Below are 25,257 nucleotides of genomic sequence, written 5' to 3'. Positions count from 1 at the left end.
GCCGGTGCTCCAACGTGTCCACACGCCGGTGGCCGGGGTGGACCACTGGGTCTCGCGAGGCATACGGAGACCCGCATCTGCCATCCCAGAAGTCATTCAATCTTGTAAATGCATGGCTAATCGTCCTACGGTGTCGCATATGCAGTCCTACACCATTGGTCAGGCAGCCCGGCTGCTCGGCGTCAGCCCCGACACCGCCCGTCGCTGGGCCGACGCCGGCAAAGTGGCCACCCACCGCGATGAGAACGGCCGGCGGCTGATCGACGGTCGGGACCTCGCGGCCTTCTCCATCGAGATCGCCCAGAGCGGCGGCGACGAAGAGGAGCCCTATACCTCGGCCCGCAACGCCTTCCCGGGCATCGTCACCGCCGTCAAACTCGGCGATGTCGCGGCCCAGGTTGAGATCCAGGCCGGACCGCACCGGCTGGTCTCGCTGCTGACCAGGGAAGCGGTCGAAGAGTTGGGGCTCGAAGTCGGGATGCAGGCCACTGCCCGAGTGAAGTCGACCAACGTGCACATCGACCTGGTCTGACCGCAGCCACCCGTCGACCGCACGGCAGCACACCGTACGACCGCAGCCGTCCCGGTCGATCCGCACCCACCAGGAGCCACAGCGATGCCCGCCTTCCCTGCCGCCCGAAACGCCCGCCTCTCCCTGGTGCTGGCCGCCGCCCTCCTCGTACCGCTCACGGCCTGCGGCGGTGACGACGACGGGGAGGGCACCGAGAGCCGCAAGTCCGGCGCCGCGAGCACCCCTCCCGCCGCCCAGCTCACCGTGCTCGCCGCAGCCTCCCTGACCGACGTCTTCAAGACCGCGGGTGCCGCCTACGAGAAGGACCACCCGGGTACCAAGGTGACCTTCTCCTTCGCCGGCTCCCAGGAACTGGCCGCACAGGTCCGCCAGGGCGCCCCGGCCGACGCCCTCGTCACCGCCGACACCAAGACCATGGACGGCCTCGGCTCCGACACCGGTACGCCCACCGTCATCGCCAAGAACCGTCTCGTCATCGCCACCACCGAGGGCAATCCGTTCAAGATCGACGACCTCAAGGACCTCGCCGACAGCAAGCTCAAGGTGGTCCTCGCGGCGCCCGAGGTGCCGGTGGGCCGCTACAGCAAGAAGGTTCTCGACGCCCAGCAGGTCAAGGTCAAGGCCGTCTCCCAGGAGCCCAACGTCCGTGCGGTCCTCAGCAAGGTCGAACTCGGCGAGGCCGATGCCGGGCTCGTCTACCAGACCGACGCAGCCACCGCCCCGGACAAGGTGGACGCCATCACCATCCCCGACGCCCAGAACGCCATCGCCGAGTACCCGGCCGCGACCCTGAAGACGTCCGAGCACCCCGAGGCAGCCGCCGCGTTCGTGGCCTGGCTGAGCACTCCCGCCGCCCAGCAGATCCTCAAGGAAGCCGGTTTCCAGCAGCCGTAACCCATGGGCACCCGGCCCCGGTCCAGCCGCGGCCGTTCGGTGAGGGGGACGGACACGCGGGTGCGCACCGGGTACACCTCGTACGCCAGCAGTCCTCCCCACCTCGCCCCAGGGACACAGGAATCCGGATGAACCGCCGCCCCCGCGCCCGAGCACCCCTCGCGCTCGCGCTCCCCGCGCTCCTCGCCGTCCTCTTCCTGCTGCTACCCCTCCTCGGCATCCTGGTGCGCACCGAGTGGGCGGAGTTGGGGACGCATCTGACCAGCCCCGGCGTCACCGAGGCGCTCCGGCTCTCGCTGTTCGTCTCCTGCTGGGCACTCGGTCTGTCGCTGCTGCTCGGAGTGCCGCTCGCATGGCTGCTCGCGCGGGTCAGCTTTCCGGGCAAGGTCCTGGTCCGTTCCCTGGTGATGCTGCCGATGGTGCTGCCCCCCACCGTCGGCGGTGTCGCCCTGCTGCTGGGCTTCGGGCGCCGCGGGCTGCTCGGGCCCTGGTTGGAGGACAGCTTCGGGATCGTCCTGCCCTTCCACACCTCGGGTGCCGTCGTCGCCGCGACCTTCGTCGCCATGCCGTTCCTGGTGATCAGCCTCGAAGGGGCGCTGCGGGGGTTGCGGCCGAGCTACGAGGAGACCGCGGCCTCCCTCGGGGCGTCCCCGGTGCGGGTCTTCTTCACCGTAACCCTGCCGATGTGCGCACCGGGACTGATCGCGGGGGCCGCCCTCACCTGGGCGCGGGCGCTCGGTGAGTTCGGTGCGACCATCACCTTCGCCGGCAATCTGCCCGGTGCCACCCAGACCCTGCCGCTCCAGGTCTACCTCCTCCTCCAGGACGAGCCGGCCGCCGCCACCTCGGTCTCCCTGCTGCTCCTGGCCATCGCGATGGTGGTGTTGATCGCTCTTCGGGGCCGTTGGACACAGGGAGCGACCGCGGACGGCAAGGTGTCCGAGCAGCCTGGGTTGTCGGGGCGGGCGGTGGGGCAGTCGGTGGAGTCGGTGGGGCAGGAACCGGCTGACGAGCACGGCGAACAGCCCGAAGTGCCGACCGCCTCCCGTACCCCTGTGGCCCAGTCCGCCCCCGAGGCGTCCGAACCGTCCGGGACCCCCGAGGCGTACTCGCTCCACGCCGAACTCACCGGCTTCACCAGGTTCCTCTTGGAAGCTCCTTCCGGCACCACCATCGCCGTCGTCGGCCCCAACGGCGCGGGCAAGACCACTTTGCTCCGCGCACTGTTGGGGCTGACCGACCGCGCCCACGCGGTGCTCGATCTCGGCGGCGTCGACGTCAGCGCCCTGCCGCCCCATCGTCGGGGCGTCGCCTGGGTCCCACAGAGCGGTGCCCTCTTCCCCCATCTCAGCGCCCTGGGGAACACGGCGTACGGACTGCGCGCCCATGGGGCCTCCCGGTCCGAGGCACGGCGTTCGGCACGTATGTGGCTGGATCGACTCGGTGTGGGGGCCCTTGCCGAGCGTCGGCCGGCCCAACTCTCCGGGGGGCAGGCGCAGCGGGTTGCCCTCGCCCGGGCGCTGGCCGTCCGTCCTCGACTGCTGTTGCTCGACGAGCCCTTGGCCGCCCTGGACCAGACGACCCGGGCCAGGGTCCGGCACACGCTCCGCGGCCATCTGGCCGGCTTCGGCGGGGTGTGTCTGATCGTCACCCATGACCCGGTGGAGGCGGTGTCGCTCGCCGATCGGGTTCTGGTGTTGGACGAGGGACGAGCGGTGCAGTACGCCTCTCCATCGGAGGTCAGCCGTCATCCGCGGTCCCCTTGGGTGGCCCGGATGTTGGGCCGCAACGCCTGGTCGGGGACGGCGACCGAACAGGGGCTCGAACTCGCCGGCGGCGGTCGGCTGATCGTCGCCGAGCCGCTGCCCGCGGGAGGCGAGGCGCTGGCGATCATCGCCCCGGAAGCCGTCTCCGTACACCGGGAGCGACCCGGTGGCAGCCCCCGCAACGTCTGGCGCGGCACGGTCCGGGAGATCACCGCGTCCGGCAGCCGTCTGCGGGTGCTGATCGGCTCCGGGGACGCCCCCGACCTGGTTGCGGAAATCACTCCCGCGGCTGCGGCCGATCTGGGGCTGGCAGAGGGTGCGGACGTCTGGGTGAGTGTCAAGGCGACCGAAGCCGAGTTGGTCGCGCTCTGACGCGAAATCATCGGTTGTACGGGGCACGCGGATGCGGTTCCCCGTCCTGTCGGGATGGTTCGGACCGACTGCGTGGGCACTGAATGTCGGCGGTTCACCGCGCTCTCGGACACCAGTCGAACACCCCTTAGTGTTCGAAAAATTATGTTCGAATAGTCATGCCTTACCTGCTGTGACCGCGGGTAAATCGGTCAACTCTGAGCAAGCCTGACGGGCCTGCTATTTCCCTCGGCGGCCCAGTGATTGCAGGCGAGTTGGTGACTCTTGTTCCCAACACACGGTTGTGCGAAGGTGAGCTTCCCCACGTCCGAACACGGCCGCTAAAGCGCAACCGTTTGATTGATTGGCGGTATAGACCACTTGCTCGTACCCCCTTTCTTCCGCGTCGTGAACTCAATGACCACAACGAACTCAATAACCGAAAGCACGGTTCCGTAGACCAGGTCCGGACGGCACTGCCCAACCCCCCACTGCAATGCCAAGGATGGAATGACCTCTTATGCAGAATCCGCGAACTCATACGAGCGCACCGCCCGGTCGCACCGGTCTGGACTCGGCCGCGTCCGACGAAGGACTGGCGGCTGCGCTCCGGGCCAACGACGGTAGGGACGAGGCCCGTTCCGTTGCCGTGCTGATCGCACGGCACTGGGAACCGGTCTTCGACTACGCCTCGATCGGCACTCCATCGGAGAAAGCCGCAGCCATGCTGGCCACGGCTGCATTCAGCAAAGCACTGGAAAACTTGCGGCAGGTGCGTTCGAGTGCCGCAATCCGTCCGATGCTGTTGATGCATGCCCGTCGTATCGCCGAGGGATGGGCGACCGATGAACGCATAGCAGCCCTACCCGAACTCCAGAATCCACAGACCGGACATACGCCCCCCGTCGATATGTTTACGGTCGCGGAGAACCGCACGCTGACTGCTCGGGCATTCCAGGCATTGCCCGGTCCCGCGCAATGCCTGCTGTGGCATGTGGAGGTCGAAGCAGAAGAGATATCGCTACCGGCCGGTTTACTTGCCATGGATGTGCGCGGCGCACCGGCGCAGCTCGAACAGGCTCGGAAAATGTTTCGAGCGGGCATCCTGCGGTTCCATCTCGAACTGGCGCCCGAAACCGATTGCCGGCACTACAACCGGCTCATCGATGTGTCCATGCGCAGGGGAGGCGCGGTCCTGTCGGACCTCCGCCAGCATCTGGAGCGCTGCCAACACTGTCAGTTCGCGGCAGAGCAACTGGACCACAGGGACGGCCGACTGGCCCTGCTGATCGCCGAGGGGATGCTCGGCTGGGCCGCCCAGCCCTATCTGGACTCCCGAGCGGGCCGCGGTGAGGAGGGCCACCAGAGCCGGGACACCGAGTGGCGCGGACCCACCAGCCATGCCCGGCGCAGGCGCCCCCGCGGCGGCGGGAGCGCCCCGGCCTCCGATCGCCGGCGTGGGCTCTCTTCGCGGAGCCGCACCGCCGTGGTCGCCGGTCTGGGGATCGCCACCGGCATCGCCGTGGTGGCGGCTGTGGCCACCGAACCGTGGGCGGGCGGCGGGATGGCCGGCTATGCGATCCCCGAGGGGACCATCTCCGCCGATCCGGTGCCAGGCGCCATAGCACCCCCCGCCGGGCCCGACCCTTCCGCGACCTCCGCGGCGGGTCATCCGGTGGGCCCGCTCACCACCCGGCTGCGCAGCACCGCATCCGGATTCTGCCTCGACGTTCGTGGTCAACGCGCGTCAACCGGGGCGGATGCGGTCCTCGCCGCCTGTGCGTCCTCGGTGACCCAGCGGTGGGTCTACGAGCAGGACGGGCGGTTGCGCAGTGCCGCGGCACCCGAACTCTGTCTGAACTCAAGGGCTTTGGACGGGGTCACGGTGCTGGGGAGCTGTCCGGTCACCACGGCCAACGACGCCTCCCACATCCGGTACGACCTGACCGTCCACGGCCAGTTGGTGCCGCGCTGGAACGAGGGGCTCGCCGTCGCCCCCGCCGCTCCGAGCGCCGGTGCCACGGTCGTGGTGAAGGTCCGTGACGGTTCGAACGAACAGCAGTGGGCGACCGACCGCAACAACGCCATCACACCGAGAATCAGACCCGGCAATGCCAATGTCGGGTCCACCCAGGAGGTCAACAACCCGCCGGAGCCGGCCCGGTCGAATCAGCCGACTCGGTCGATCGGCTCGCTCGAAGGGGGCGCCTCGCTGATGACGCCCCAGGGCGGGCCGGACGCCATCCGGGCGCAGCGCGGCGCCTCGCGCCAACTGGGGGCGCAGGAGCGGCCCGTGGCCGTGGCCGCAGCGGCGGCCGATCGGCCGATCGCTGTGATGGGTGGCGAGGGGGTGTCGGGGGAGCGCAGTACGGCCCATCGGCCCCTGGCGCAGTCGGCGTCCGAACCGCCGCCGGCCCAACTCGGGGCCGAGGCCGCTGCTCAGGCCGAAGCCGAAGCCGAAGCCGAAGCCGAAGCCGAAGTCGGGGCGGGGCATCCGGTCCGACTGCCGCCCCGTGGTGATGGGGTGCACACGGAGTGATGGGTGAGCCGCCGGCTGTCGGTGGCTCGAACCCCCAGAGACTCGAAGACTCGTAGGCACGGAAGAGTCGAAAGCACAGGGCGCGGCACGGTGGAATCGGGACTCCACCGTGCCGCACCCTCGTTCGGGCCGTTCGGGCCGTTCGGGCCGTGCGCCGTGCGCCGTGCGGGTCTTCCGGTTCGTTCGGCCCGGGCTGACCATGCGCTCGGTTCGCTCAGGACGTGATGGCGCCCCGGCTGCTGATGACCGTGGCCCCGGTCGGCCTGTGGCGCGGGCCGTGACGCGTCCGATGGCGCGTGGGTCACGTGGGTCAGGTCAGACGAACGCGGGCACCTCGCCCGTCTGCGTCTCCAGGTCGAAGACCGAGAACACCGCGCCCTGCGGATCGGCGACCGTCGCGAACCGTCCGAAGGGGCTGTCCATCGGCCCCCAGAGCACCTTTCCGCCCAGTTTGGTCACCGTGGCGACTGCGGCGTCCACCTCGGGGACGGAGAAGTAGACGTTGATGAACGGCGGGAGATCGGCCGGGAACTCGTCCTCGATCTTCATCCGGCCGATCGCCGGATCGGCGCCGACGCTCCAGAGGCGGAAGTCGACGCCCTCTTCGTCCAGTCGCTGCACGGTGAAGGGGAAGACGGCGGGGAAGAAGGCGTCGGTCTTGGCCACGTCCCGGGAGCAGACGTCGGACCAGGCGTAGGCCCCGTGTTCCCCGTTCTCGGTCTCGAAGCCCTGGTGCTCGGCCGGTTGCCAGGCGCTGAAGGCGATGCCGGTGGGGTCCGTCGCCACGAGCATGGTGCCGAGGTTGCCGACGGCCATGGGCTCGGCGACGAGCGCACCCCCGTTCGCCCTGATCTTCGCGGCGGTGGCTTCGGCGTCCGACGTGGCGAAGGAGAGGTTCCACGCCGTCGGGGCGTCCACGCCCTCCATCGCCGGCATGACGCCGCCCACGGACTTCCCGTTCGAGAACGCGGTGGTGTACCCGCCGAACTCCGTCACCGGGTCGCCGTAGGTCCAGCCCAGCAGTGCGCCGTAGAAGTTCTTGGCGGCCTCGATGTCGGGGAACATCGCATCGACCCAACACGGAGTGCCGTCCGGTCGTACGGACATGGGGGTGCCGCCTTTCGTGTCCAGCTCCTGCATCTGATGACTGTGCCTCCCCTTCACGCTAGGGGCCCCAGCCCGGGGACGCGCGCCGAATCAAGCATTCGAACAAAATTCGTACAGATGTGATCTTGAATGACGCCGAACGGTCCCGCGACGGTCGATCGTCCTGGTGGTTGCCCTGACGGGGGACGCCCTCGAACCCCTGTTCGTGGCTGTGTGTAACACATAAATTACTTTAAGTGAGAGCGTCGGCATATGCGGACCTCCGAGGGGCAGAACCGCTCCAGGGGTTCCCTCAACGGGAGGAGTGCCGTGCTCACTGACCTTCTCAGCTGGCTCAGACGGATCGGGAGACGGGGCGGCGGTGCGGCCACGCCCGTGAGCGGTGCCGGACAGGAGGGCCCACCGGAGGCCGCCCGCGTTCCGGACCCGCAGCCCCCGGTCTTCACCGCGGACTTCACCTCCACCGCCCAATGGGTCGCCGGCCGCTCCTGGGCCTATCCCCGCGGTGGTCCCACCAATCCGGGGGACAACAAACTCGACTACCTGGTGCCCGACCCCGCCTACAGCCGTGCCGGCACCTTCCGGGCCACCCGCCGCCCCGACGGCCTGTGGGACGCCGGACTGTTGACCACCGAGGGCAGCAACGAGGGGTTCATGGTCCGGGCCGGCGACGCGCTGGAGGCCCGGGTCCGACTGCCCGACGTGCTCGGGGCGTGGCCCGCGATCTGGACCTGGCTCGACGGCGACCAGGAGATCGACATCTTTGAGTACCACCCGGACAACCCCGACCTCCTGGAGCTGTCCAACCGGGTCAGGGGCAGCCACCGCTACTACCGCGACCCCTCGATCGGCCCGGGGGGTTGGGTCGACCTGCGCGTGGAGTTCGGCACCCGCTCGGTCGTGTGGTGGGTCAACGGCGTACGGGTCTTCGCCGACCACCGCGGGGTGGGCAGACGCTGGCGCGCCTATCTGATCGTCAACCTCTCCGTCTGCGCGGGGCGTTACCACCCCGCGCCCGACCCGGACACCTCGGAGATGTCCTTCGAGGTGGAGTACCTCCACGTCTACCGCCCCTGAAACCCCCGACCAGCCCGATGGACCCTGCGGTGCCAGGAGCACCGGGGGAGCGGTCGGCGCGCGGCCTTCCCACGAGCAGATCGCTCGCGCGCGCCGACGGCTCCCACCGGCAGATGGCTCCGTCCGGCCCCGGGTCCGCGCCGGACTCAGTCCGTCGGCGCCACCGTCAGCGCGCGCTTGAGGATCTTCCCCATGTCGTTGCGCGGCAGCGCGGGCAGGAACCGCACCGTACGGGGGCGCTTGTGCGGCGCCAACTGCACGGCCACGTGCGTCATCAACTCCTCCTGGTCCGGCGGGGAGTGCGGCTCGGTCGCCACGATCCACGCGACCACCCGCTCGCCCAGGTCGGGGTCCGATTCCCCGGTCACCGCCACCTCCCGCACCCCGGGATGGTCAAGGAGGGCGTTCTCGACCTCGCCCGCGCCGATCTTGTACCCACCGCTCTTGATCAGGTCGGTGGCCCGGCGTCCCACGATCCGCACGGAGCCGTCCGGGTCGCGCACCGCCATGTCCCCGGTGCGGAACCACGTCCCGTCGAACGCGTCCGCCGTCGCGTCGGGGCGGTTGAGGTACTCGGTGAACAGGTTCTCCCCCCGCACCTGGATCTCCCCGATGCTCTCCCCGTCCTGCTCTTCGACGCTCGCACCCTCGTCGTCGACCAGCCGCAGCTCCACGCCCCGCAGCGGCACTCCTACCGAGCCCGGTCGGGGCTCGCCGTCTGCCCGGACGCTCGTGTTGATCAGGGTCTCGGTCATGCCGTACCGCTCGACCACCCTGCGCCCGGTCGCCGCCTCGATCCGCTCGTGGTCATGGAGGGGCAGCGCCGCCGACCCCGACACCAACAGCCGGGCGCCCGCCAACGCCTTCGCCACGGCGGCCGGCGGCTCGGCGCCCGTGCCCGCCGGGGAGGTGGCGACCCCGCTCAAGGACTCGGCCAACCGGTGGTACATCGTGGGCACTCCGAAGAACACGGTCCCGCCGTCGCCCAGTTCACGGGCGACCCCGTCCACCGTGAACCGTCCCAGATGCCGTACCTCGCCCCCGTGGCGCAGCGGCCCGAGGATGCCCAGGATCAGCCCGTGCACATGGAACAGGGGCAGCCCGTGCACCAGGACGTCGTCTGCGCTCCAGTCCCAAGCGTCCGCGAGGGCGTCCAGATTGGCGGCGATCGCACGCCGCGGCAGCACCGCGCCCTTCGGCGGTCCCGTGGTGCCCGAGGTGTAGACGATCAGTGCGGGCGTGAGCGGATCGGGGTCGGCCGGGAGCGGACCGACGGTTCCGGTCACGGGGATGTCGATGCGCTGCAACCGCTCCAGTGGGCCGGGCAGCACGGCCTCGGGCCCCGCCAGCACGGCGGCGGGCGCACTGTCGGCGACGATGTGCGCCAACTCCCGCTCACCGGTCTTGGGGTTCAACGGCACCACCGGTACGCCCGCGAGCAGCGCCGCAACGGTGCCCACCGCGGTTTCCAGGGTGGGTGTCGCCCACAGTGCGAGCCGGGAGGCACCACCGATCCGTACGGCCAGCGCGCCCGCCGCGCCCGCCAGTTCTCCGTACGTCAGTCTGCGCTCGCCGAAGCGCAGTGCGGGCCGGTCCGATGCGACAGTCAGCGCGGGGAAGAGGTCACTCACTCGTCGTTCCTCCAAGATGGGCGGTTGGGTCGCACAGTGACCTCATTGTCCCGTCGGGCATCCGTACGGGCGAGGAGCGGCGTGTTCGTCCGCGCCGGGTGCGGTGGGACGCCTTGGTGCCGCCCGTTCACCAGCTCGGAAGCGGAAGTGCCACCTTCACGGCGTACACCGCCACCAGCGCGAAGCCGATGCGGAAGGTCCACCTGCGGGCCGAGTCCGGGAGCCGGTCCCCGAGCGCGGCACTGACCAGGACCAAGGTCTGCTGCCACAGCAGCGATGCGAGGAAGACCGCGCCCACGAACACCGCACCGGCCGTGCCGCCACTGAGGTCGGAGCCCTGAGCCGTGGTGAGCGCCACGAAGTAGAGCGCGGTGGTCGGGTTGATCAGGGTCAGGGCTGCGAACCGGAGGAAGACCCGCCCGCATCCACCACGCCCGTGTGCCTCCTGGCCGCCCTCCTGCCCGGTCGCGTCGCTGCGGACGCTCGGGCCATCACGCCGCGATATGCCCGTGGCCCCTGGCCGCCGCGACGCCCGCAGACCCCGTACGGCGATGACCCCCAAGACCGCCGCACACACCAGCCGCACCCATGCCTCCACCCCGGTGAGCGCGGTCGCGGCCTCCGCGTACAGCAGACCCACGGCCGTCGCCGCTCCCGCGTACAGCAGGTCCACCGAAGCCACGGCGGCTGCCGCGGCCATCGCCCTCCGCCGGTCGCGCAGGCCCTCCTGCACCAGCAGGACGCCCACCGCACCCATCGGCAGGGCCACTCCGAAGCCCGCCGCCGCACCTGCCACCGCCGTCGTCACGAGATCGCTCATGGCACGGCACTGTGGGGTTCCGACCGCCGCTCACGCGGCCGTGTTTCGGTCAGGACTGCGACAATCGCACAATGGACCGAATAGACGGGGAAATCCTCAGCGTCTTGCAGGGGGATGCGCGGATCTCCTACCGCGACCTGGGCGTACGGGTCGGGCTCAGCGCCAACGCCGCGGCCGACCGGGTCCGCAGGATGGTCCGCAGCGGAGTGATCCGGGGCTTCACCACCCTGGTCGACCCCACCGCCGACCACCGCGCGGGCCTGGTGGTCTTCATCGACATCACCCTGCGCCTCGACACCTCCAACGAGGAGTTCGAGCAGGTCGCCCTACGGCTTCCCGGCATCACCGAAGTCGTCCATGTGACGGGCGCACACGACTATCTCGTACGGGCCAGGGCCGCCGACCCCGCGGCGCTCGACGCCCTACTGAGGAGCCTCAAGCGGGAAGCGGGCGTCGCCCAGTCCCAGACCCGCATCGCCTTGCGGACCGCCTCCGACGGCCGCAGATGATCACGCCCCCGACGACTGTCCGGCTGCGCCTGCTCACCGGGGCGCCTGCCAGCTGACCGTGGTCCCCGGGCCGTCGTGCCCGTGTTCACCGTCCTCGCGTTCCCCATCGTCACTGACCACCAGCCGCACCCCCGCCCGGCCGTCCGGCAACCGGCTCGTCGCATCCACGTCCACCTCAAGCGCCGTCACCCCCGGCCGTCGGTGGGCAGCCGCCAACGCCTCGCGCAGCGCCGCCAACAACTGCCGGTCGGCAGGTTCCCGTACGAGGGTGTCCACCGCGCCCCGGAAGCGCACGGACGGCCGGAAACCCAAGGCCGATGAGACGGCGGCCGTCTCCCGCAACACCCGGCTGCGCAGACTCGCCGGAGCCTCCGCGGGCGGCTGCTGGAGGGCGAAGATCGCCGTCCGCACCTCCTGGATGGTGGAGTCCAACTCGTCCACCGCACGGGACAGCAGTTCGTCGGAGTCGTCCGCGGCGGCCCTGCGCCGGGTGGACTCCAACATCATCTCCGTGGCGAACAGCCTCTGCACCACCAGATCGTGGAGATCACGGGCGATGCGGTCGCGGTCCTCGTACACCGCCAACTGCTCCCGGTTGTGCTGGGCGTCCGCGAGGACGAGCGCGAGCGCCGCCTGGGAGGCGAACTGGGCGGCCAGCAGTCGGTCGCCGGCCGTGTACGGGCGCCCGTACCGGCCCCGGGGCAGGGCAAGCGTACCGATCAACCGGCCGCCGCTCTGGAGCGGAAGCATCATCGAAGGGCCGAACCGGGAGCGCACAGGGGTGGTCATCCGCGGATCCGACGCCGAATCCTCGATGAACACCGCTTCCCCGCCCAGCAACTGCACCAGCACCGGCGAACCGGGGGCGATGGCCGTCCCCACGATGTCGTCGCCCTCGGAACCGTCCGTGGTGGCAGCGGCGACGATCTCCATCCCGCCGTCGTCGGTCGGCTGGAGCACCACCCCGGCCGAGGCGTCGGCGAGGATGCGGGCCTGCTCGGCGACGGTCATCAACGCATCGTCGGCGCTCTCCCCGGTCAACAGGGCGGTGGTCACCGCCGCCGCGCCCTCGATCCAGCGGGCGCGCTGCCGTGCGCTCGCGTACAGCCGGGCATTGCCGATGGCGATGCCCGCCTGGGAGGCGAGGACCTGGAGCACCGACAGATCGTCCTGGGTGAAGGGGCCGGCGACCTTCTCGGAGAGGTAGAGATTGCCGAAGACCTCGGTGTGGACCCGGATGGGCACACCGAGGAAGGAACGCATCGCGGGATGTCCCTCGGGGACCCCGGCCGCCCGCGGATCGGCTTGCACATCATTGATCAGCAGGGGCTGCGGATCCCGGATGAGGACGCCCACCAGCCCCGCGTCCCCGGTCGGCATCGGACCGATCGCCTCCCGCTCGGCGTCGCTGATGCCCGAGGTGAACAGCTCGGTGATCTGCTTGCACTCGGGGTCCACCACCCCGAGCGCGCCGAACCGCGCCCCGGCCAGTTGGGTGGCGGTGTCCACCAGGTGTTGGAGCGTGGTGGGCAGATCCAGATCGACCCCGACACTCAGGACCGCCTCCAGCAGCAGCGCGAGACCGGACTCCGCCGCTGTCCTCTGCCGCGTACCGCCGTCCTGTCGGGCCCGCTCGTCACCCTTCGGACCGTTCACGCCTGATGCGCCTCCGCTGTCACTCGACCTCGGCCAGTGGGTTGAGCACCAGTGGCCGGATCTTGCCCTCCAGCATGGCGCCCAGACCCAGGATCGCGCAGATGTCCGGTCGTTCCGCGATCTGTACCGGCATACCGGTCGCATCACGAAGCATCTGGTCGAAACCCGGCAGCAGTGCGCTACCCCCCACCATCATGATCCCCCGGTCCGCGAGGTCGGCCACCAGGTCGGGAGGACAGTCCCGCAGGACCTTTCCGATGCCGTCGAGCACAGAGGTGAGGGGGGTGTGGATGGCATTGCGCACGGCGGCGGTGTTCACCTGCACCGAGCGTGCCAGCCCGGTGGCCACGTCCCGGCCGTGGATCTCCGTGGACTCCGGGCCCTTGGAGGTCAGACCGTTGCCGTGCAGCGCGATCTGGAGGGGCCGCACCGACTGGCTGGGAAGCATCAGCTCGTGCTGGGTACGCAGGTGCTGGATGACCGCGTGGTCGATGGCGTTGCCGCCGACCGGCACCCGCTCGGCGGTGACGATCGAACCGAGCGAGAGCACCGCGATCTGCGTGGTGGCCGCACCACACACCATGATCATGGTCGCGGTCGGCTGCTCGACGGGCAGCCCGCAGCCGACGGCCGCGGCGATGAGGGTGTCGACGAGCTCGACGCGCCGGGCGCCGAGGCCCACCAGCGTCTCCACGGCGGCGCGCTGGGCGAGCGGATCGCTCAGATGCGGGGTGCAGGCCGCTGCGCGCAGCCTCGGCTTACGGCGCAGTTGCCGGCGCAGCTTCTCCCCGAGCAGATGGCGGATCATCCGCTGGGCCATGTCGATGTCGACGACCGTGCCGCCGGAGACCGGGCGGGCGACCCTGATGTAGTCGGGGGTCCGGCCCGTCATCTGCTCGGCGAGTGCGCCGACGGCGATCAGTGCGCCGGTGCGGGTGTTCACCGCGGCGACGCTCGGCTCGTCCACGACGAGCCCGGCACCCTTGACGAAGACCCTGGTCCGCGCGGCACCCAGGTCGACGGCGACATGGCAGCGGCGCAACTGCTCAAGACTGACGGTCACGGCGAATCCTCCCGAGTGCGGTACCTGAAGGCATCGTCGGGCGGTACGGGCACGGGCGCGCGCTGGGTGGGCCGCTCGGGGGTACGCGGGCCCCGGGCGCCCGCGGTCATGAGCCGTACGGGTGCGAGTGCGGCGACCGGGTCGTCCCGCCGGCATGTGCTGCGCCAGGTCGCGTGCTCCGGCGGCCGGTGCCCCGGGTCGCTACGACAGCTGTTGGAACAGCCCCCAGCAGAACTCCGCCCTACGGATCTCCCCACCCGGAAGGGTCAGGGCGAGCCCCCAGCGCGTGGGGGCGGAGCCCGGCAGCGGGGACGCCGGGGCGAAGGCTCGTGCGGCCTCGTCCACCGTGCACGACCAGGGCCGCAGATCGGTTGCGGTACGCAGATCGGGACCCGGTGCCCCCGGGGCCCGCACCAGCCACTCGTTCCACACGGCTCCACCCCGGACGGCGGCCATCACCTCGAAGCGGAGATCGGGCCAGAGCGGCACCGGCCACAGCAGTGCCTCGCACTCCAGGTCGCCGATGCGTCGGGCCTGGCGCGACTCGGGTTCGCCGAGGACCGAGCGGTAGCGGCTCAGCGCACCCCGTCCCTTCGGGGACCGCGCCATGGCCTGCCAGCGCCGGTTCGCCTCGCGCATGGTCGCGGTGGACACCCCGAGCTCGTGTCGGGCCTCCTCCACCAGGTCCGGATGGAAATCGGCCATTCGGCGCAGGAGGACCAGTTGGAAGTCGAGGGGCCCGAAGGGCGCGGTCGCCGTCATGGACACCATCCTGCCGGTGCGCCGTCGCCGCCCGGTTCGGGTGTCCGGTCCGGCTGTGCAGTCGCACACATGGGCGAAGAGTCCTCACCGCACCCTCACACCATCCGTCCCAACCGTCCCCTCCCGTCTCATAGCCTTCGTGGCTCATGGACTACTGCCACCCGTGCCGACGGCATCTGAACGGAGCGCTCGCCTGCGCGGGCTGTGGAACGCCGGCACCCGAACTGATCGGACCGCCGGCCGCCGGCCCGGAGCGCGGTGACGCCATCGTGGGCCCGAGCGCCCACGGGGTCGAGCTGCCGGACCCGCTGGAGCGGACCTCGCGGCGGTCGCCCACCCCGTCCGGGCGTACCGGAATCGCCACCGGACCCGCCACCGGACCCGGGGCACGGTCCCGGCGCGCGAAGAAGGGGCGTCGCCGCCATGCGCTGATCGGCGGCGTCTGTCTCGCGCTCACGGCCGGCACCTGGGGCCTGGTCGAGCTCAACCAGGACGACGAGGGGGCCGCCACCACCGTCAAGGAGGCCACGTCACCGGAGCCGGTGCCGGCGCCCGATTCGACCCCGGCGGTCGAACCCCCCGACGAACCCGACGAACCCGACGATCCCGACGGGCCGACCGCAGGGCCGTCCGTCAGCGCCCGCCCGGCCGAGCGCTCCCGGAAGCCCGTGTCCGACGCGCGTGCCGCCCGTACGCGCACGCCGTCGCCGACCACGACCACCGAGCCGTCACCGGCGCCACCGAAACGATCCGGCACGCCGGTGTCCAGCGCCCCGGGACGCTCGGCGAAGCCCTCGCGCCCCCGCCTCACACCGCTGCCGACGCCCACGCCGGCACCGTCCGAGGAGTGCGAGCGGTTCCTGTGGTGGTGCGTCTAGACCTCGGGCCGGGGCGTCACCGCAGGTCGAGCGCCGCCGCCCGAGGTCCGTCAGGAGCGGGCGGAACCGTAAGCCCCGCCCAGTCGGCGGATCTCGTCCAGCGGGTACGGGGTCCGTCTGCTCTGGCTCTGGAACCTGCGGTTGAAGTCGGACATCAGCGCGGCGATCGGTGCGTGCCGGGTGAGGATCGCCGCGGCCTCCTCCGGAATCCCGGTGGGGCGCCGGCCCTCCGCATAGGCGCGTACCAGCGCGTACCGACCGTCCCGATCCGCCACCTCATAGCCGAACAGGGCGGTGACCAGCCAGTTCACCAGATACGTGGCGGTGTAGACACGGTCGTACGTCCGATGCCGATCGAAGAAGTCGGCTTCCTCCTCGGTCCGTTCGAACCGGGAGGAGGCCGCGAGGCCGTAGTCCGCGAAGTAGAGGCGTCGGCCGTCGGTGAGGACGTTCTCGAAGTGTGCGTCGAAGTGCAGCAGTCCACGGCCGTTCATGAAGGAGGTGACGGCGGCCAATTCCCTCGCCACCATGGCGAGGGCGCGGTTGGCCGCGTGCTCTCCTGCGGCGACCTGCGCCCCCAGCCACTGGTGGAGGTTCTGCGGTACGTACTCCAGGAACAGTGCGACGCTCGCCGAGGAGTCCTGGAGCGCCCGGATGCGGCGGCGCACCTGCGATCCGCCGCCCCAGTAGGCGACGGCCCGTTCGACGTCGGCCAACTCGTCCGGCAGGGGCGTCGAATCGGGCAGCACCCGCCAGTGGTACATCAGGGGGAAGCCCCCGCATTCCCCCGCCAGCACCCAGTTCGTCGTCATGGTGTGGACGGCGAGTTCCCTCCAGGCCCCGAAGCCAGGACCGCCGATCGCACCGATCCCGTATTGGCAGAAGTCGGGCAGCTCGAACAGGTTCGCCGTGGACCGGACGTGCTCGGGCCGCCTCTCCAGGTCGGTGAGGGGCACCCGCTTGACGAAGACCGGCGTGCCGCCGACTTCCAGCAGGGCCGACTTCCCGCCGATGCCCGAACCGATCGGCACCGCCGCGTCCACGAGTTCGCCCAGTGCGCGATCACTGCACAGGGCCAGGGAGGTGGAGGCTGCGCCATGGGCGGCGAGACGTGCACCGTGCGATGTGTCGGGGACCTTCACCGCTGGCTCCTCTCGGGGCCGTCGCCCAACATGCGCTTCAGAAGGTCCCGCAGCACCCGACGTTCATCGGGAGAGAGCTGGGCCAGCGGCTCACGGGCGAACTCCAGCGAGTCCCGCAGCCGCCCCGCCGTACTGGCGCCCTCCTCGGTGGGTGCCGCCAACTTGACCCGGCGGTCCTGCGGGTCCGCCCGACGTTCGACCAGTCCACGGGCCTCCAGTCGGTCCACGATCCCGGTCACGTTCGACGGCTCGCACGTGAGCTTCTCCGCTATCCGGCGCATGGGCAGCGCCTCCGCCGTGAGCAGCCCCAACACCTTGGCCTGGGCTGCGGTGAGCGCCTGCTCCGCAGCGGCCTGTTCGTACTCCGCGTGGTAGCGCGCCACGACGGCGCCGATCAGGTCGACGACTTCGCGGGTCAAGGGGTCACTGCGCGGTGAGGCCATGGTGGACACCGTACCCAGATGCTTGCCATGGTGAAATATTCAGGTCGACAAGTAGTCCATGTTCTGAACCAAATCCCGGAGGCTCCCCAGCATGTCCGCACTTCCCACGACCAGTCGTGAATGGCACCTCGTCGCCCGCCCCCACGGCTGGCCCACGACCGACGACGTCGCCCTGCGCGAGGTGGCCGTGTCCGCGCCGGGGGAGGGACGGGTCCTCGTGCGCAATCGCTACTTCAGCGTGGACCCCTACATGCGCGGCCGGATGAACGACGTGAAGTCCTACGTCCCGCCCTACGCGCTGGACCGGCCCATGGAGGGCGGCGCAGTCGGTGAGGTCATCGCCTCCGCCGCCGAAGGGATCGCGGTCGGCGACCATGTGCTGCACGGCCTCGGCTGGCGCGAGTACGCCGAGGTGCCCGCCGACCAGGCCACCAAGGTCAGTGCCGACCTCGCACCGCTCTCCGCCTACCTCGGCGTCCTCGGCATGACCGGGCTCACCGCGTACGCGGGCCTCTTCGAGGTCGCGTCCTTCGCGGAGGGCGACACGGTCTTCGTCTCCGGTGCCGCCGGCGCGGTCGGCAGCCAGGTCGGCCAACTGGCCCGCATCAAGGGAGCGACCCGGGTGATCGGCTCGGCCGGCTCCGCCGAGAAGGTGCGGCTGCTCACCGAGGAGTACGGCTTCGACGCGGCCTTCAACTACAAGGACGGGCCGGTCGCCGAACAGCTCGCGAAGGCCGCCCCCGACGGCATCGACGTCTACTTCGACAACGTGGGCGGCGACCACCTCGAAGCGGCCATCGCCTCGTTCAACCTCCACGGCCGGGCGACGATCTGCGGAATGATCTCCCTCTACAACAGCACCGAGCCCTCGCCCGCGCCGCGCAACCTCCCACTGATCATCGGCAAGCGCCTACGGCTCCAGGGCATGTTGGTCCGGGACCACATCGCGCTCCAGCCGAAGTTCGTCCAGGACGTGGCCGGGTGGCTGGCGTCCGGGGAACTGAAGTACCGCGAGACCGTCGTGGAGGGGATCGAGCACGGCTTCGACGCCTTCATCGGGGTCCTGCGCGGGGACAACACCGGCAAGATGGTTGTCGCCCTGGACCACTGACGGGGCGAGCGCCCGAGTCGAACGCCCCGTCGCCAACCCACAGACACGACGAAGGCCGCACCCCCAACCCTCGGGGGTGCGGCCCAACTCGCCGAATCCAGCGCACGCTGTGCGTCCGGTGGCTCAGTCGGTCAGCGCGTCAGCAGCGCCCGTCCGACCTGTGCGAACACACCCTTCGGGTGGTCGCGGAACATCGGCTCCGTACCGAACAGCACCACCGGTGCACCGGCCGCCGACGTGCCGCTGACGATCGACGCATGGCCCGCCGCGTCGGTCGGGCCGCCCGTGCCGCCGCTGTTGGTCCGCCAGTGGCCCGACACCAGCGGGTTGCCCGTGCCGTACGTCTGGTCGGCGCGGACGCCCGAGCCGAGCCCGGTGAACCACAGCGGCGAGTAGACGAAGGAGTGCGCCGGAGCGCCACCGGTGATCGCGCCGCCCGCGTTGGACACCCGCACCACGCCGTTGGCGTCGCCGTTGCCCGCCACCGCGGTCACCGGGATCAGTCCGGTCGCCGCGTTGAAGTTGGCACCGCCCGCGCCGCGGCCCACGACCGCGACACCGCTCGCCGCGAACGCCTCACGCGCGGCGGGGGTCAGGGTGGCGTAGCTCAGACCGGTCGAGACGATCAGCGCGTCCGTGCCCTTCCAGTCGAAGCCGGCGTTGAGGATCGCGGTCGAGACGGGCACCACGTCGAAGCCCATCTCCCGCAGGGCGAACAACTCGCCCGCGGTCACCGAGGCGGCCACCTTGGTCCGCTTCAGCGGAGCGACTCCGCGGTCCCTCGTTGCGTCGAAGGACACCCCGAGGCGCGACGCCTGGGTGTAAGCCGCCTTGCGCGCCGAGGACGGCACGATCGCCGCACCGTCGGCCGTACGCCGCACCGCCACGCCCTGCGCGAGCAGCGCGTTGACCGCCGCGAGCTCCTTCGGGTCGTCAAGACGCAGCTTCAGGTCACCGAACGGGGCAACATAGCCGGTCGGACCGGCCGAGTTGACCGCACGGCTGACGACCCGCAGATCGCCGCTCGTGGCCTTGTGGACGGTCGCGCCCCACAGCAGCCCGAGGCTCCAGCCCGAGATGTCGTACATCGCCGACACATCGGGGCTGATGTCGCGGCCCTCGGCCAGGATCACGTTCGCGATGCCGCGCTTGGGCTGGCGCATGTCCACGACGTACGAACCCGCCGGGTGCACCTTGCCCGCCAGCTTGAACGGCAGCAGCGCCCGCTCGACCCGGATGTCATTGGCGATCAGGTGGTCCACCAGCCGGCCGGCGGCGACCGCACTGCGCTGGTCCCGACCGGTCGGAATGACGTACGCCCGCGGGAAGGTGGTCGTGTAGACGTCCTCCGGGCCGATGCCGGGCACGCCCGGAACGGTCTCGGCGGAGATCGGACGCTGTGCCTCGCCGGCGTCGCCGCGGCGGAAGGTCTCGATCTGGTCGGCGATCACCGAGGAGCGGTTGGCCTGGGTGTAGTCCAGGGTCGCCCGCATCACGGCACCTGCGATGTTGGTGTTGATGGCGGAGCGGCGGCGCAACTCCTCCACCGGCAGCGACTCGTACGAGGCGTTGTTGACCCGCATCGGGAACTCGATGGTGTGCGAGGCGACCGCGCCCTGGAACGGCATGTACTGCGGGGTGAAGATGGGCGGCCAGTCGTCCCAGCCCTCGGCCTGGTCGCGGAACGGGATCTCGGCGGGCAGCACGCCGTCCTTCTCGGCGGTGTAGCCGAGGCCGTTGACGGCCTTCTCCATGCCGAGCGCGTTGGCGTAGGAGTTCTTCAGGAAGAGGTCGTACTCGTAGTTCTCACCGTGCGGCGGCGTCGTCGGCTCGATCAGGGTGCCGTTGACGTAGCCGTGCAGGTCGAGCATGACCGCGGGCTGCTTGTCGATGGCGATCTGCCGGATGGCGCGCGTCTCGGGCTGGGACGCGGTGATGAAGTCACGGTTGAGGTCGAAGCCGTTGGAGTTGGGGCGCGTACCCGCGATGCGACCGTCGGGGTTGGCGGTCACATTGAGGTAGATGCGGTTCTTCGCCAGCAGCCCGGCCGTCTTGGCGTCCTTGGCCTTGGCGAGCTCCTCGATCAGCTTGAGGGCGGCGTCCGTGCCCTCCCACTCGTTGCCGTGGATGTTGTTGTTGATGAAGATCGGGGTCTTGTACGAGGACTTGATCTTCCGGTCCCGGGCCGCGGAGGCCGGGGAGTTCTCTATCTGCTCCCGCATCCGCTCCTGCTCGCGGACCTCACGGGAGCTCTCCGGCTCGGTGACGGTCACGAGGTACAGGTCATGGCCGGCGGCCGACTTGCCCGCCAGTTCCACGCTGACCCGGTTGCCGATCCTCTGGAGGTCGTTCAGCTTCGGCGCGATCGAGTGGTACGGAATCAACCCGAGCTTGATGGACTTGTCCGCCGGGTTGGTGGCGGGCGCCTTCAAGGTGGTGCGTCGGGGATAGCCGTTGTCCCGGTGGAAGGAGGGGTGCTTCTGCCCCAGTGCCTCGGGGGAGATCCGGGACTTGGCGAAGGGCGCGAGCGGGGAGAGGGCGGAATCGCTGCCCCCGCGGTCCCTTAGCGGATTTCGGTCGTCGGACGCCTTGGGCGCTCCGGGAGCGGCGGTGGCGGGAACGGGCGCGAGCAGGACTGCGGTTGCCAGCGCTGCCGCGGCGACCAGGACGGGTCTGGACATGCCCATGCGTGGATGCCTCCGGGGTAGAGGGTCGATCGTCGCAACACGTGTCACTTCGATCGTTAGGCAGGGGTCTATCGGTTGTAGGGCGCAACAATCAAGACTTGTAATCCACTTTGTTCTGGTATCTCGGTACGCGGAGTCTCTCGGACCGACCGTACGAGCGGCCCGGATAGGGTGCACTCATGCGCGATTTCGGGGTGGGTTTCAGCTACTTGATGAAGGGCCAGCGATGGGTCGGCACCCATGGCCGCTGGTTCGGACTCGGTCTGCTGCCGGGCTTGTTGACCTTTCTGCTGTACGTGGGCGCCCTCATCGGGCTCGCCTACGGAGCCGACGACCTGGTCGGCTGGGCCACGCCCTTCGCCGATGACTGGACATCACCCTGGCAGGGCCTCTTCCGCGGATTCCTGACCGGTCTGCTCTTCGTCCTCGGCCTCTTCCTGTCGGTGATCACCTTCACCGCGGTCACCCTGCTGGTCGGCCAGCCCTTCTACGAATCGCTCTCCGAACAGGTCGACCGGACCGAGGGCGGCGAGGTGCCGGAGTCCGGCCTGCCGCTCTGGCGCGAACTGTGGATCTCCGCCCGCGACTCGCTGCGGATCCTGGTGCGGGTCGCCTTCTACGGCGTCATCCTCTTCGCCCTCGGCTTCATCCCGGTCGTCGGACAGACCGTCATCCCGGTCATCGGCTTCTGCGTGACGGGCTACTTCCTCGCCGAGGAGCTCACCGCGGTCGCGCTCCAGCGCCGGGGCGTCGAGCTCAAGGAGCGTCTGCAACTGCTGCGCGGCCACCGGATGATGACCATCGGCTTCGGCCTCCCTCTGGCACTGGCGTTCATCGTGCCGTTCGTGGCCGTCTTCCTGATGCCCGGTGCGGTCGCGGGAGCGACGCTCATGGTGCGCCGGTTCGAGGGTTCCGAAGGCGGTACGGACGGTACGGACGAGTCCGCCGGTGCGCCGGACACCCTGGCCGGCACCGGACCGCAGCCCCCGGCACCCGGCCCGGACACGACCTTCTGAACGGCCCGTCCATGGTGCCGGTGCCGCGGTCCCTCGGTCAGCGCCTCGATCACCGGTGGACCGATGCGACGAGACGGTCCAGGGACGCATGGGCGGGCGGGCCCCAGGTGGGCTTGCCCCCCGGGCGGCCGTGAACACCGGCGTCCCCGATGTGGATGCCGCCGAGGGCGCGCAGCACCGCCCAGCCGCGGGCTCGGCGTAGGGTCGCGCGGTCCGGGGTCGGCCGGTAGCTCTCATGGAAGAGGTCGGCGGCTCCGTTCGGCAACAGGATCCAAGCGGCGGCGAGGTCACAGGCTGGGTCACCGGCGAACAGGTCGCCGAAGTCGATGACACCGGAGAAGGTGCCGTCCGTGGTCAGGATGTTGGCGGGATGCAGATCGCCGTGGAGCCAGAGGTCCGGACCCGTCCAGTCATCAGCTTCGACGGCGTCGTCCCAGACCGCGCGCACGGCCTCCGGGTCACGAACCAGCCCCCGTTCGGCGGCCGATGCGAGCTGTTCGGTGAGGTGATCGGCCATCACGGACAGCGAGCCCCCGCGGTCCCGGCCCGTGGGCGCCCCCGCGGGGGCGGGTCGGTGCAGGGCCGTCAGGAAGGCCGCCAGGGTGATGGCCGCATCCGCACCGCGCGTTGCGGGGGCGCGGTCGGCGGGCTCGCCCGGCACCCAGGTGGTGACGATCCAGGGCCGCGGGAACCGTTCGGAGGGTTCTCCGAGGCGCTGCGGTACGGGGACCGGTAGGGGCAGGTGTGGTGCGAGGACGGGCAGCCAGGCGTGCTCCTTGCGCAGCAGCTCGTCCGCCGAATGCGTCGCCCAGGGCAGCCGGACGGCGAGGTCGTCGCCGAGCCGCCACACCTGGTTGTCCCAACCCCGCGCTCCGAGCCGGACGGGGCGATCCGCCAGATCGGGGCACTGCTCGCGCAGCAGATCGCGGATCAGTTCCCCGGTGATGTCGATCTCTGTGGATGTCATGCGGACCAACGGTAGTTCCGGTGGCGAGCGGTCGGGGTCACGGGTGCCCCCGGTCCCTGCCGACCGGGGGCCTTCCGCGCCCCGGCGGCGCTGAGGTCTCGACGGGCAGTTCCGCGACCGCGAGCGACCGCTCCGCCCGGCCCGCCGTCGCCAGCAGTGCGCCGTCCGGCCCCCACAGGGAACTCAGCCCAGGACAGTCGCCGATGTCACTCGGTCCCGTCTGATTGGCGAGCACCACGTACAACCCGTTCGTCCGGGCACGCACCGGATAGACCGTCTCGAACGAGTCGTTGCCCTCCTCCAGCACCGAACTCGCCAGGTACACCCGACAGCCGTCCGCCCGGGCCCGTTCGGCGACCTCGGGGAACCGGTTGTCGTAGCAGATCGTCAGGGCGAAGCGGACCCCGTCGAGGGTGAACCGTCCGTCCGTTGCGCCCGGCGCGAAGAGATCCCGCTCCACCCCGTGCAGCCGGCGTTTGTCGTAGCGGGCGAGGTGGTCGCCGTCGGGTCCGATCACCAGCGAGGTGATGCCCGGTCGCCCACCGGCGGTACGGACCACCGCGTTCACGACGGCGGCGGTCGACGTCCGCCGACATGCCGCCCGGATCGGATCCAGCCGTGGATCGTCCTCGGACAGCCAGCTGCCGGGGTCCTCGGCGATCAGCTCCAGCACGTACCCCGTCACCGCCAGTTCGGGGAACACCACCAGTCGGGCGCCCTCGCCGGCCGCCCGGACGATCAGCTCACGGATGGTCTGCACATTGCCAACAACATCCCCGGGAACGGGGCTGAACTGCGCCGAAGCCACTTTCATGCCCACATCATCGCCTCCCTCCGTACCGCGGGCGCAGTCGCCCGTGGTACGAACGCGCGGAGTCCGCCAGGGCAGCGCCCCGCCGCCGGCCGACTGGCCATGCGGAGGGAAGCGCCGCCCCCGGCTCGGGCACGTCCGTACCGCGTGGTTACGGCTGCGCCGCGACCTGGATGATCGAACGCACCTGGGCGATGATGTCCAACCGGTTCTGCACGAACACCGGGTCCGTGATCTGGGTGGTGTTCCCCGGGCCGAACTGGAGCACCGGGGTGTGCACATGCCCTCCCGCGTTCGTCAGCCCCAGCCGATCGCGCAGCAGGGTCGCCCGGTAGGCGATCTCGTTGGACAGGTAGTCACCGCCGCCGCCGGCCCGTGCCGTGGAGCCGGGCGTGGGCCCGTTCGGTGCGAGGACGGCGGTGGTGGAGCCGGCGGGAATCTCGGTCACCGCCCTGTTGTCGTACACGGGGAAGCGGCCGGTGGGGCTCGCCACGATCCGGGCGTGGGGCAGGGTCGTCGACGTCCACTGCGGCTGCGTCGAGGGGTCCGCCACGGGCACCGTTTCGGTCCGCGAGACATTCAGGTTGTCCGGGAACCCGCCCCTCCAGGCGCCGTTGGTCCGCTCGATGTCGAACCGGCCCACTCGCCCCTGGCTGACCGTCGTGAAGAGGTCCGCCTTCGGCAACTGCTTGCGGAGCGTGCGCTCCACCGTGCCGTCCGCGAAGTCCTGCCAGCGCACCGGGAAGATCGCCGTTTCGATCCGGGCCGGTCCGTCCGCCGTCTGGACCAGCGTTCCGTCCAGGGCCAGTGCGCTCGCTCCCGAGGGGTTGCTGATCCGGATGTCACGATCGAGCGTGAAGGGATCGAAGCCGGTCATCACCACGCGCTTGACCCGCTTGCCCGACGGTAGGTCGATCGAGTCCTGACCCCGTGACGAGCGCTCCAGCCGGTCCAGGAGTCGGGCGCGCTGGCCGTCCGTCAGCCGGAAGGAGGGCTGCCACTGACGCAGTTCCAGCGTCAGCGACAGCCGCGCCCAGTACAACGGTCGATCGTCGTCCCGGCTGAGATCGCCCACCGCGGGTCCGTTGCCCTGTGCCCGGTCCACCGCCCGCTCCCAGAGTTCGGAGCCGCGTTCCTGTACCGCTTCCCGGGCCTGCCCGAAGCTCCGGGCGCGATCGAGCGCCTTGCCGAAGCGGGTCGCCTCGGTGTCGAACCCGCTGCGGCGCAGGATCTCCTGCGGCACGGCGTGGGCGAGCCGTGCTTCCTCGACGGTGGCCACCGGTGCGGGGGGAACGGAGGCGGAGGCTGCGGCTGGCAGGGGTACGGAGAGGGTGAGCGCGGCGGCGAGAGCGGTGCCGACCACCGTGGCGCGGGCGGGTATCGGAGACACGGGTAATCCTTCCGTTGGGGGGTGGCGGAAGTATCACCTCGGCGCCGCAGCCATGGCTAGGGAGATCATTTCGGCCAACGTGGGTGTGGACGGCCTACTCGGGGA

General features: G+C 70.5%; 21 protein-coding genes. 9 read left to right on the top strand and 12 right to left on the bottom strand.

What is annotated here, in order from left to right:
* The first annotated feature begins 130 nt into the window (after positions 1 to 130).
* The 4 genes from ABZ348_RS06545 (at position 131) to ABZ348_RS06530 (ending at position 6,082) form a co-directional block, all read left to right on the top strand.
* Positions 131 to 532: a helix-turn-helix transcriptional regulator gene (locus ABZ348_RS06545; RefSeq protein ID WP_358930442.1), complete on the top strand. Its 402-nt coding sequence runs from the start codon at positions 131 to 133 to the stop codon at positions 530 to 532.
* Positions 533 to 616: 84 nt separating this feature from the next.
* Positions 617 to 1,426, top strand: a complete 810-nt coding sequence (gene modA, locus ABZ348_RS06540) for a molybdate ABC transporter substrate-binding protein (protein ID WP_358930005.1) — start codon at positions 617 to 619, stop codon at positions 1,424 to 1,426.
* Positions 1,427 to 1,554: 128 nt separating this feature from the next.
* Positions 1,555 to 3,564, top strand: a complete 2,010-nt coding sequence (locus ABZ348_RS06535) for an ABC transporter permease (protein ID WP_358930003.1) — start codon at positions 1,555 to 1,557, stop codon at positions 3,562 to 3,564.
* Between the two features lie 499 nt (positions 3,565 to 4,063).
* Entirely contained in the window at positions 4,064 to 6,082 is a 2,019-nt protein-coding gene (locus ABZ348_RS06530; protein ID WP_358930001.1) for an RICIN domain-containing protein, read from the top strand.
* 315 nt (positions 6,083 to 6,397) lie between these two features.
* Here the strand turns inward: ABZ348_RS06530 and ABZ348_RS06525 are convergent, their stop codons facing one another.
* Entirely contained in the window at positions 6,398 to 7,222 is an 825-nt protein-coding gene (locus tag ABZ348_RS06525) for a VOC family protein (protein WP_358929999.1), read from the bottom strand.
* 276 nt (positions 7,223 to 7,498) lie between these two features.
* Here ABZ348_RS06525 and ABZ348_RS06520 point away from each other — a divergent pair, with 276 nt between their 5' ends.
* The gene (locus ABZ348_RS06520) at positions 7,499 to 8,266 is read left to right on the top strand and encodes a beta-glucanase (RefSeq protein ID WP_358929998.1); all 768 of its coding nucleotides are present in this window, start codon (positions 7,499 to 7,501) and stop codon (positions 8,264 to 8,266) included.
* Between the two features lie 146 nt (positions 8,267 to 8,412).
* Here ABZ348_RS06520 and ABZ348_RS06515 read toward each other — a convergent pair whose 3' ends face one another.
* The gene (locus ABZ348_RS06515) at positions 8,413 to 9,897 is read right to left on the bottom strand and encodes an acyl-CoA synthetase (RefSeq protein WP_358929996.1); all 1,485 of its coding nucleotides are present in this window, start codon (positions 9,895 to 9,897) and stop codon (positions 8,413 to 8,415) included.
* A gap of 127 nt (positions 9,898 to 10,024) precedes the next feature.
* Positions 10,025 to 10,717 (bottom strand): hypothetical protein, encoded by a 693-nt coding sequence (locus ABZ348_RS06510; RefSeq protein WP_358929994.1) that lies wholly within the window; start codon positions 10,715 to 10,717, stop codon positions 10,025 to 10,027.
* A 71-nt stretch (positions 10,718 to 10,788) separates the two neighbouring features.
* Here ABZ348_RS06510 and ABZ348_RS06505 point away from each other — a divergent pair, with 71 nt between their 5' ends.
* The gene (locus tag ABZ348_RS06505; protein ID WP_358929992.1) at positions 10,789 to 11,226 is read left to right on the top strand and encodes an Lrp/AsnC family transcriptional regulator; all 438 of its coding nucleotides are present in this window, start codon (positions 10,789 to 10,791) and stop codon (positions 11,224 to 11,226) included.
* 33 nt (positions 11,227 to 11,259) lie between these two features.
* Here ABZ348_RS06505 and ABZ348_RS06500 read toward each other — a convergent pair whose 3' ends face one another.
* The 3 genes from ABZ348_RS06500 to ABZ348_RS06490 form a co-directional block, all read right to left on the bottom strand.
* Entirely contained in the window at positions 11,260 to 12,801 is a 1,542-nt protein-coding gene (locus tag ABZ348_RS06500) for a GAF domain-containing protein (RefSeq protein WP_358930440.1), read from the bottom strand.
* Positions 12,802 to 12,901: 100 nt separating this feature from the next.
* A complete protein-coding gene (locus ABZ348_RS06495) occupies positions 12,902 to 13,945 on the bottom strand; it encodes a rod shape-determining protein (RefSeq protein WP_329018292.1) in 1,044 nt (347 codons plus the stop codon).
* Positions 13,946 to 14,146: 201 nt separating this feature from the next.
* Positions 14,147 to 14,707, bottom strand: coding sequence for a hypothetical protein (locus ABZ348_RS06490; protein ID WP_358929990.1), 561 nt, complete (start codon positions 14,705 to 14,707; stop codon positions 14,147 to 14,149).
* A gap of 146 nt (positions 14,708 to 14,853) precedes the next feature.
* Between ABZ348_RS06490 and ABZ348_RS06485 the strand changes: the two genes are divergently transcribed.
* The gene (locus tag ABZ348_RS06485; RefSeq protein ID WP_358929988.1) at positions 14,854 to 15,585 is read left to right on the top strand and encodes a hypothetical protein; all 732 of its coding nucleotides are present in this window, start codon (positions 14,854 to 14,856) and stop codon (positions 15,583 to 15,585) included.
* Between the two features lie 50 nt (positions 15,586 to 15,635).
* On the opposite strand, the gene ABZ348_RS06480 is transcribed toward ABZ348_RS06485, so the two are convergent.
* Together ABZ348_RS06480 and ABZ348_RS06475 are read right to left on the bottom strand one after the other, a co-directional pair.
* Entirely contained in the window at positions 15,636 to 16,727 is a 1,092-nt protein-coding gene (locus ABZ348_RS06480) for a protein kinase family protein (protein WP_358929986.1), read from the bottom strand.
* A complete protein-coding gene (locus ABZ348_RS06475; protein ID WP_358929984.1) occupies positions 16,724 to 17,170 on the bottom strand; it encodes a MarR family transcriptional regulator in 447 nt (148 codons plus the stop codon). The genes ABZ348_RS06480 and ABZ348_RS06475 overlap by 4 nt, the downstream gene beginning before the upstream one ends.
* Positions 17,171 to 17,261: 91 nt before the next feature.
* On the opposite strand from ABZ348_RS06475, the gene ABZ348_RS06470 reads away from it, so the two are divergent.
* Entirely contained in the window at positions 17,262 to 18,281 is a 1,020-nt protein-coding gene (locus ABZ348_RS06470) for an NADP-dependent oxidoreductase (protein ID WP_358929982.1), read from the top strand.
* A 131-nt stretch (positions 18,282 to 18,412) separates the two neighbouring features.
* On the opposite strand, the gene ABZ348_RS06465 is transcribed toward ABZ348_RS06470, so the two are convergent.
* A complete protein-coding gene (locus tag ABZ348_RS06465) occupies positions 18,413 to 20,968 on the bottom strand; it encodes a M14 family zinc carboxypeptidase (RefSeq protein ID WP_358929980.1) in 2,556 nt (851 codons plus the stop codon).
* A 179-nt stretch (positions 20,969 to 21,147) separates the two neighbouring features.
* Between ABZ348_RS06465 and ABZ348_RS06460 the strand changes: the two genes are divergently transcribed.
* Entirely contained in the window at positions 21,148 to 21,984 is an 837-nt protein-coding gene (locus ABZ348_RS06460) for an EI24 domain-containing protein (protein ID WP_358929978.1), read from the top strand.
* Between the two features lie 49 nt (positions 21,985 to 22,033).
* Here ABZ348_RS06460 and ABZ348_RS06455 read toward each other — a convergent pair whose 3' ends face one another.
* From ABZ348_RS06455 to ABZ348_RS06445, 3 genes are all read right to left on the bottom strand, one after another.
* Positions 22,034 to 22,951 carry an aminoglycoside phosphotransferase family protein gene (locus ABZ348_RS06455; RefSeq protein WP_358929976.1) on the bottom strand — a complete coding sequence of 306 codons (918 nt, stop codon included), beginning with the start codon at positions 22,949 to 22,951 and terminating at the stop codon, positions 22,034 to 22,036.
* A 37-nt stretch (positions 22,952 to 22,988) separates the two neighbouring features.
* The gene (locus ABZ348_RS06450; RefSeq protein ID WP_358929974.1) at positions 22,989 to 23,765 is read right to left on the bottom strand and encodes a carbon-nitrogen hydrolase family protein; all 777 of its coding nucleotides are present in this window, start codon (positions 23,763 to 23,765) and stop codon (positions 22,989 to 22,991) included.
* 148 nt (positions 23,766 to 23,913) lie between these two features.
* The gene (locus ABZ348_RS06445; RefSeq protein WP_358929973.1) at positions 23,914 to 25,152 is read right to left on the bottom strand and encodes a pyroglutamyl peptidase; all 1,239 of its coding nucleotides are present in this window, start codon (positions 25,150 to 25,152) and stop codon (positions 23,914 to 23,916) included.
* Positions 25,153 to 25,257: the final 105 nt, after the last annotated feature.

This window comes from Streptomyces sp. NPDC005963, assembly GCF_040638655.1.
In the GTDB taxonomy this organism is placed as follows: Bacteria; Actinomycetota; Actinomycetes; order Streptomycetales; family Streptomycetaceae; genus Streptomyces.
Note: the sequence above shows the minus strand (reverse complement) of the source record. Positions and strands in the feature narration are given on the sequence as shown.

Coding starts and splice junctions, on each gene's coding strand:
- ABZ348_RS06530 (WP_358930001.1), top strand. CDS start 4,064: ATGCAGAATCCGCGAACTCATACGAGCGCACCGCCCGGTCGCACCGGT.
- ABZ348_RS06505 (WP_358929992.1), top strand. CDS start 10,789: ATGGACCGAATAGACGGGGAAATCCTCAGCGTCTTGCAGGGGGATGCG.
- ABZ348_RS06455 (WP_358929976.1), bottom strand. CDS start 22,951: ATGACATCCACAGAGATCGACATCACCGGGGAACTGATCCGCGATCTG.
- ABZ348_RS06525 (WP_358929999.1), bottom strand. CDS start 7,222: ATGCAGGAGCTGGACACGAAAGGCGGCACCCCCATGTCCGTACGACCG.
- ABZ348_RS06450 (WP_358929974.1), bottom strand. CDS start 23,765: ATGAAAGTGGCTTCGGCGCAGTTCAGCCCCGTTCCCGGGGATGTTGTT.
- ABZ348_RS06490 (WP_358929990.1), bottom strand. CDS start 14,707: ATGACGGCGACCGCGCCCTTCGGGCCCCTCGACTTCCAACTGGTCCTC.
- modA (WP_358930005.1), top strand. CDS start 617: ATGCCCGCCTTCCCTGCCGCCCGAAACGCCCGCCTCTCCCTGGTGCTG.
- ABZ348_RS06460 (WP_358929978.1), top strand. CDS start 21,148: ATGCGCGATTTCGGGGTGGGTTTCAGCTACTTGATGAAGGGCCAGCGA.
- ABZ348_RS06510 (WP_358929994.1), bottom strand. CDS start 10,717: ATGAGCGATCTCGTGACGACGGCGGTGGCAGGTGCGGCGGCGGGCTTC.
- ABZ348_RS06470 (WP_358929982.1), top strand. CDS start 17,262: ATGTCCGCACTTCCCACGACCAGTCGTGAATGGCACCTCGTCGCCCGC.
- ABZ348_RS06475 (WP_358929984.1), bottom strand. CDS start 17,170: ATGGCCTCACCGCGCAGTGACCCCTTGACCCGCGAAGTCGTCGACCTG.
- ABZ348_RS06485 (WP_358929988.1), top strand. CDS start 14,854: ATGGACTACTGCCACCCGTGCCGACGGCATCTGAACGGAGCGCTCGCC.
- ABZ348_RS06535 (WP_358930003.1), top strand. CDS start 1,555: ATGAACCGCCGCCCCCGCGCCCGAGCACCCCTCGCGCTCGCGCTCCCC.
- ABZ348_RS06465 (WP_358929980.1), bottom strand. CDS start 20,968: ATGGGCATGTCCAGACCCGTCCTGGTCGCCGCGGCAGCGCTGGCAACC.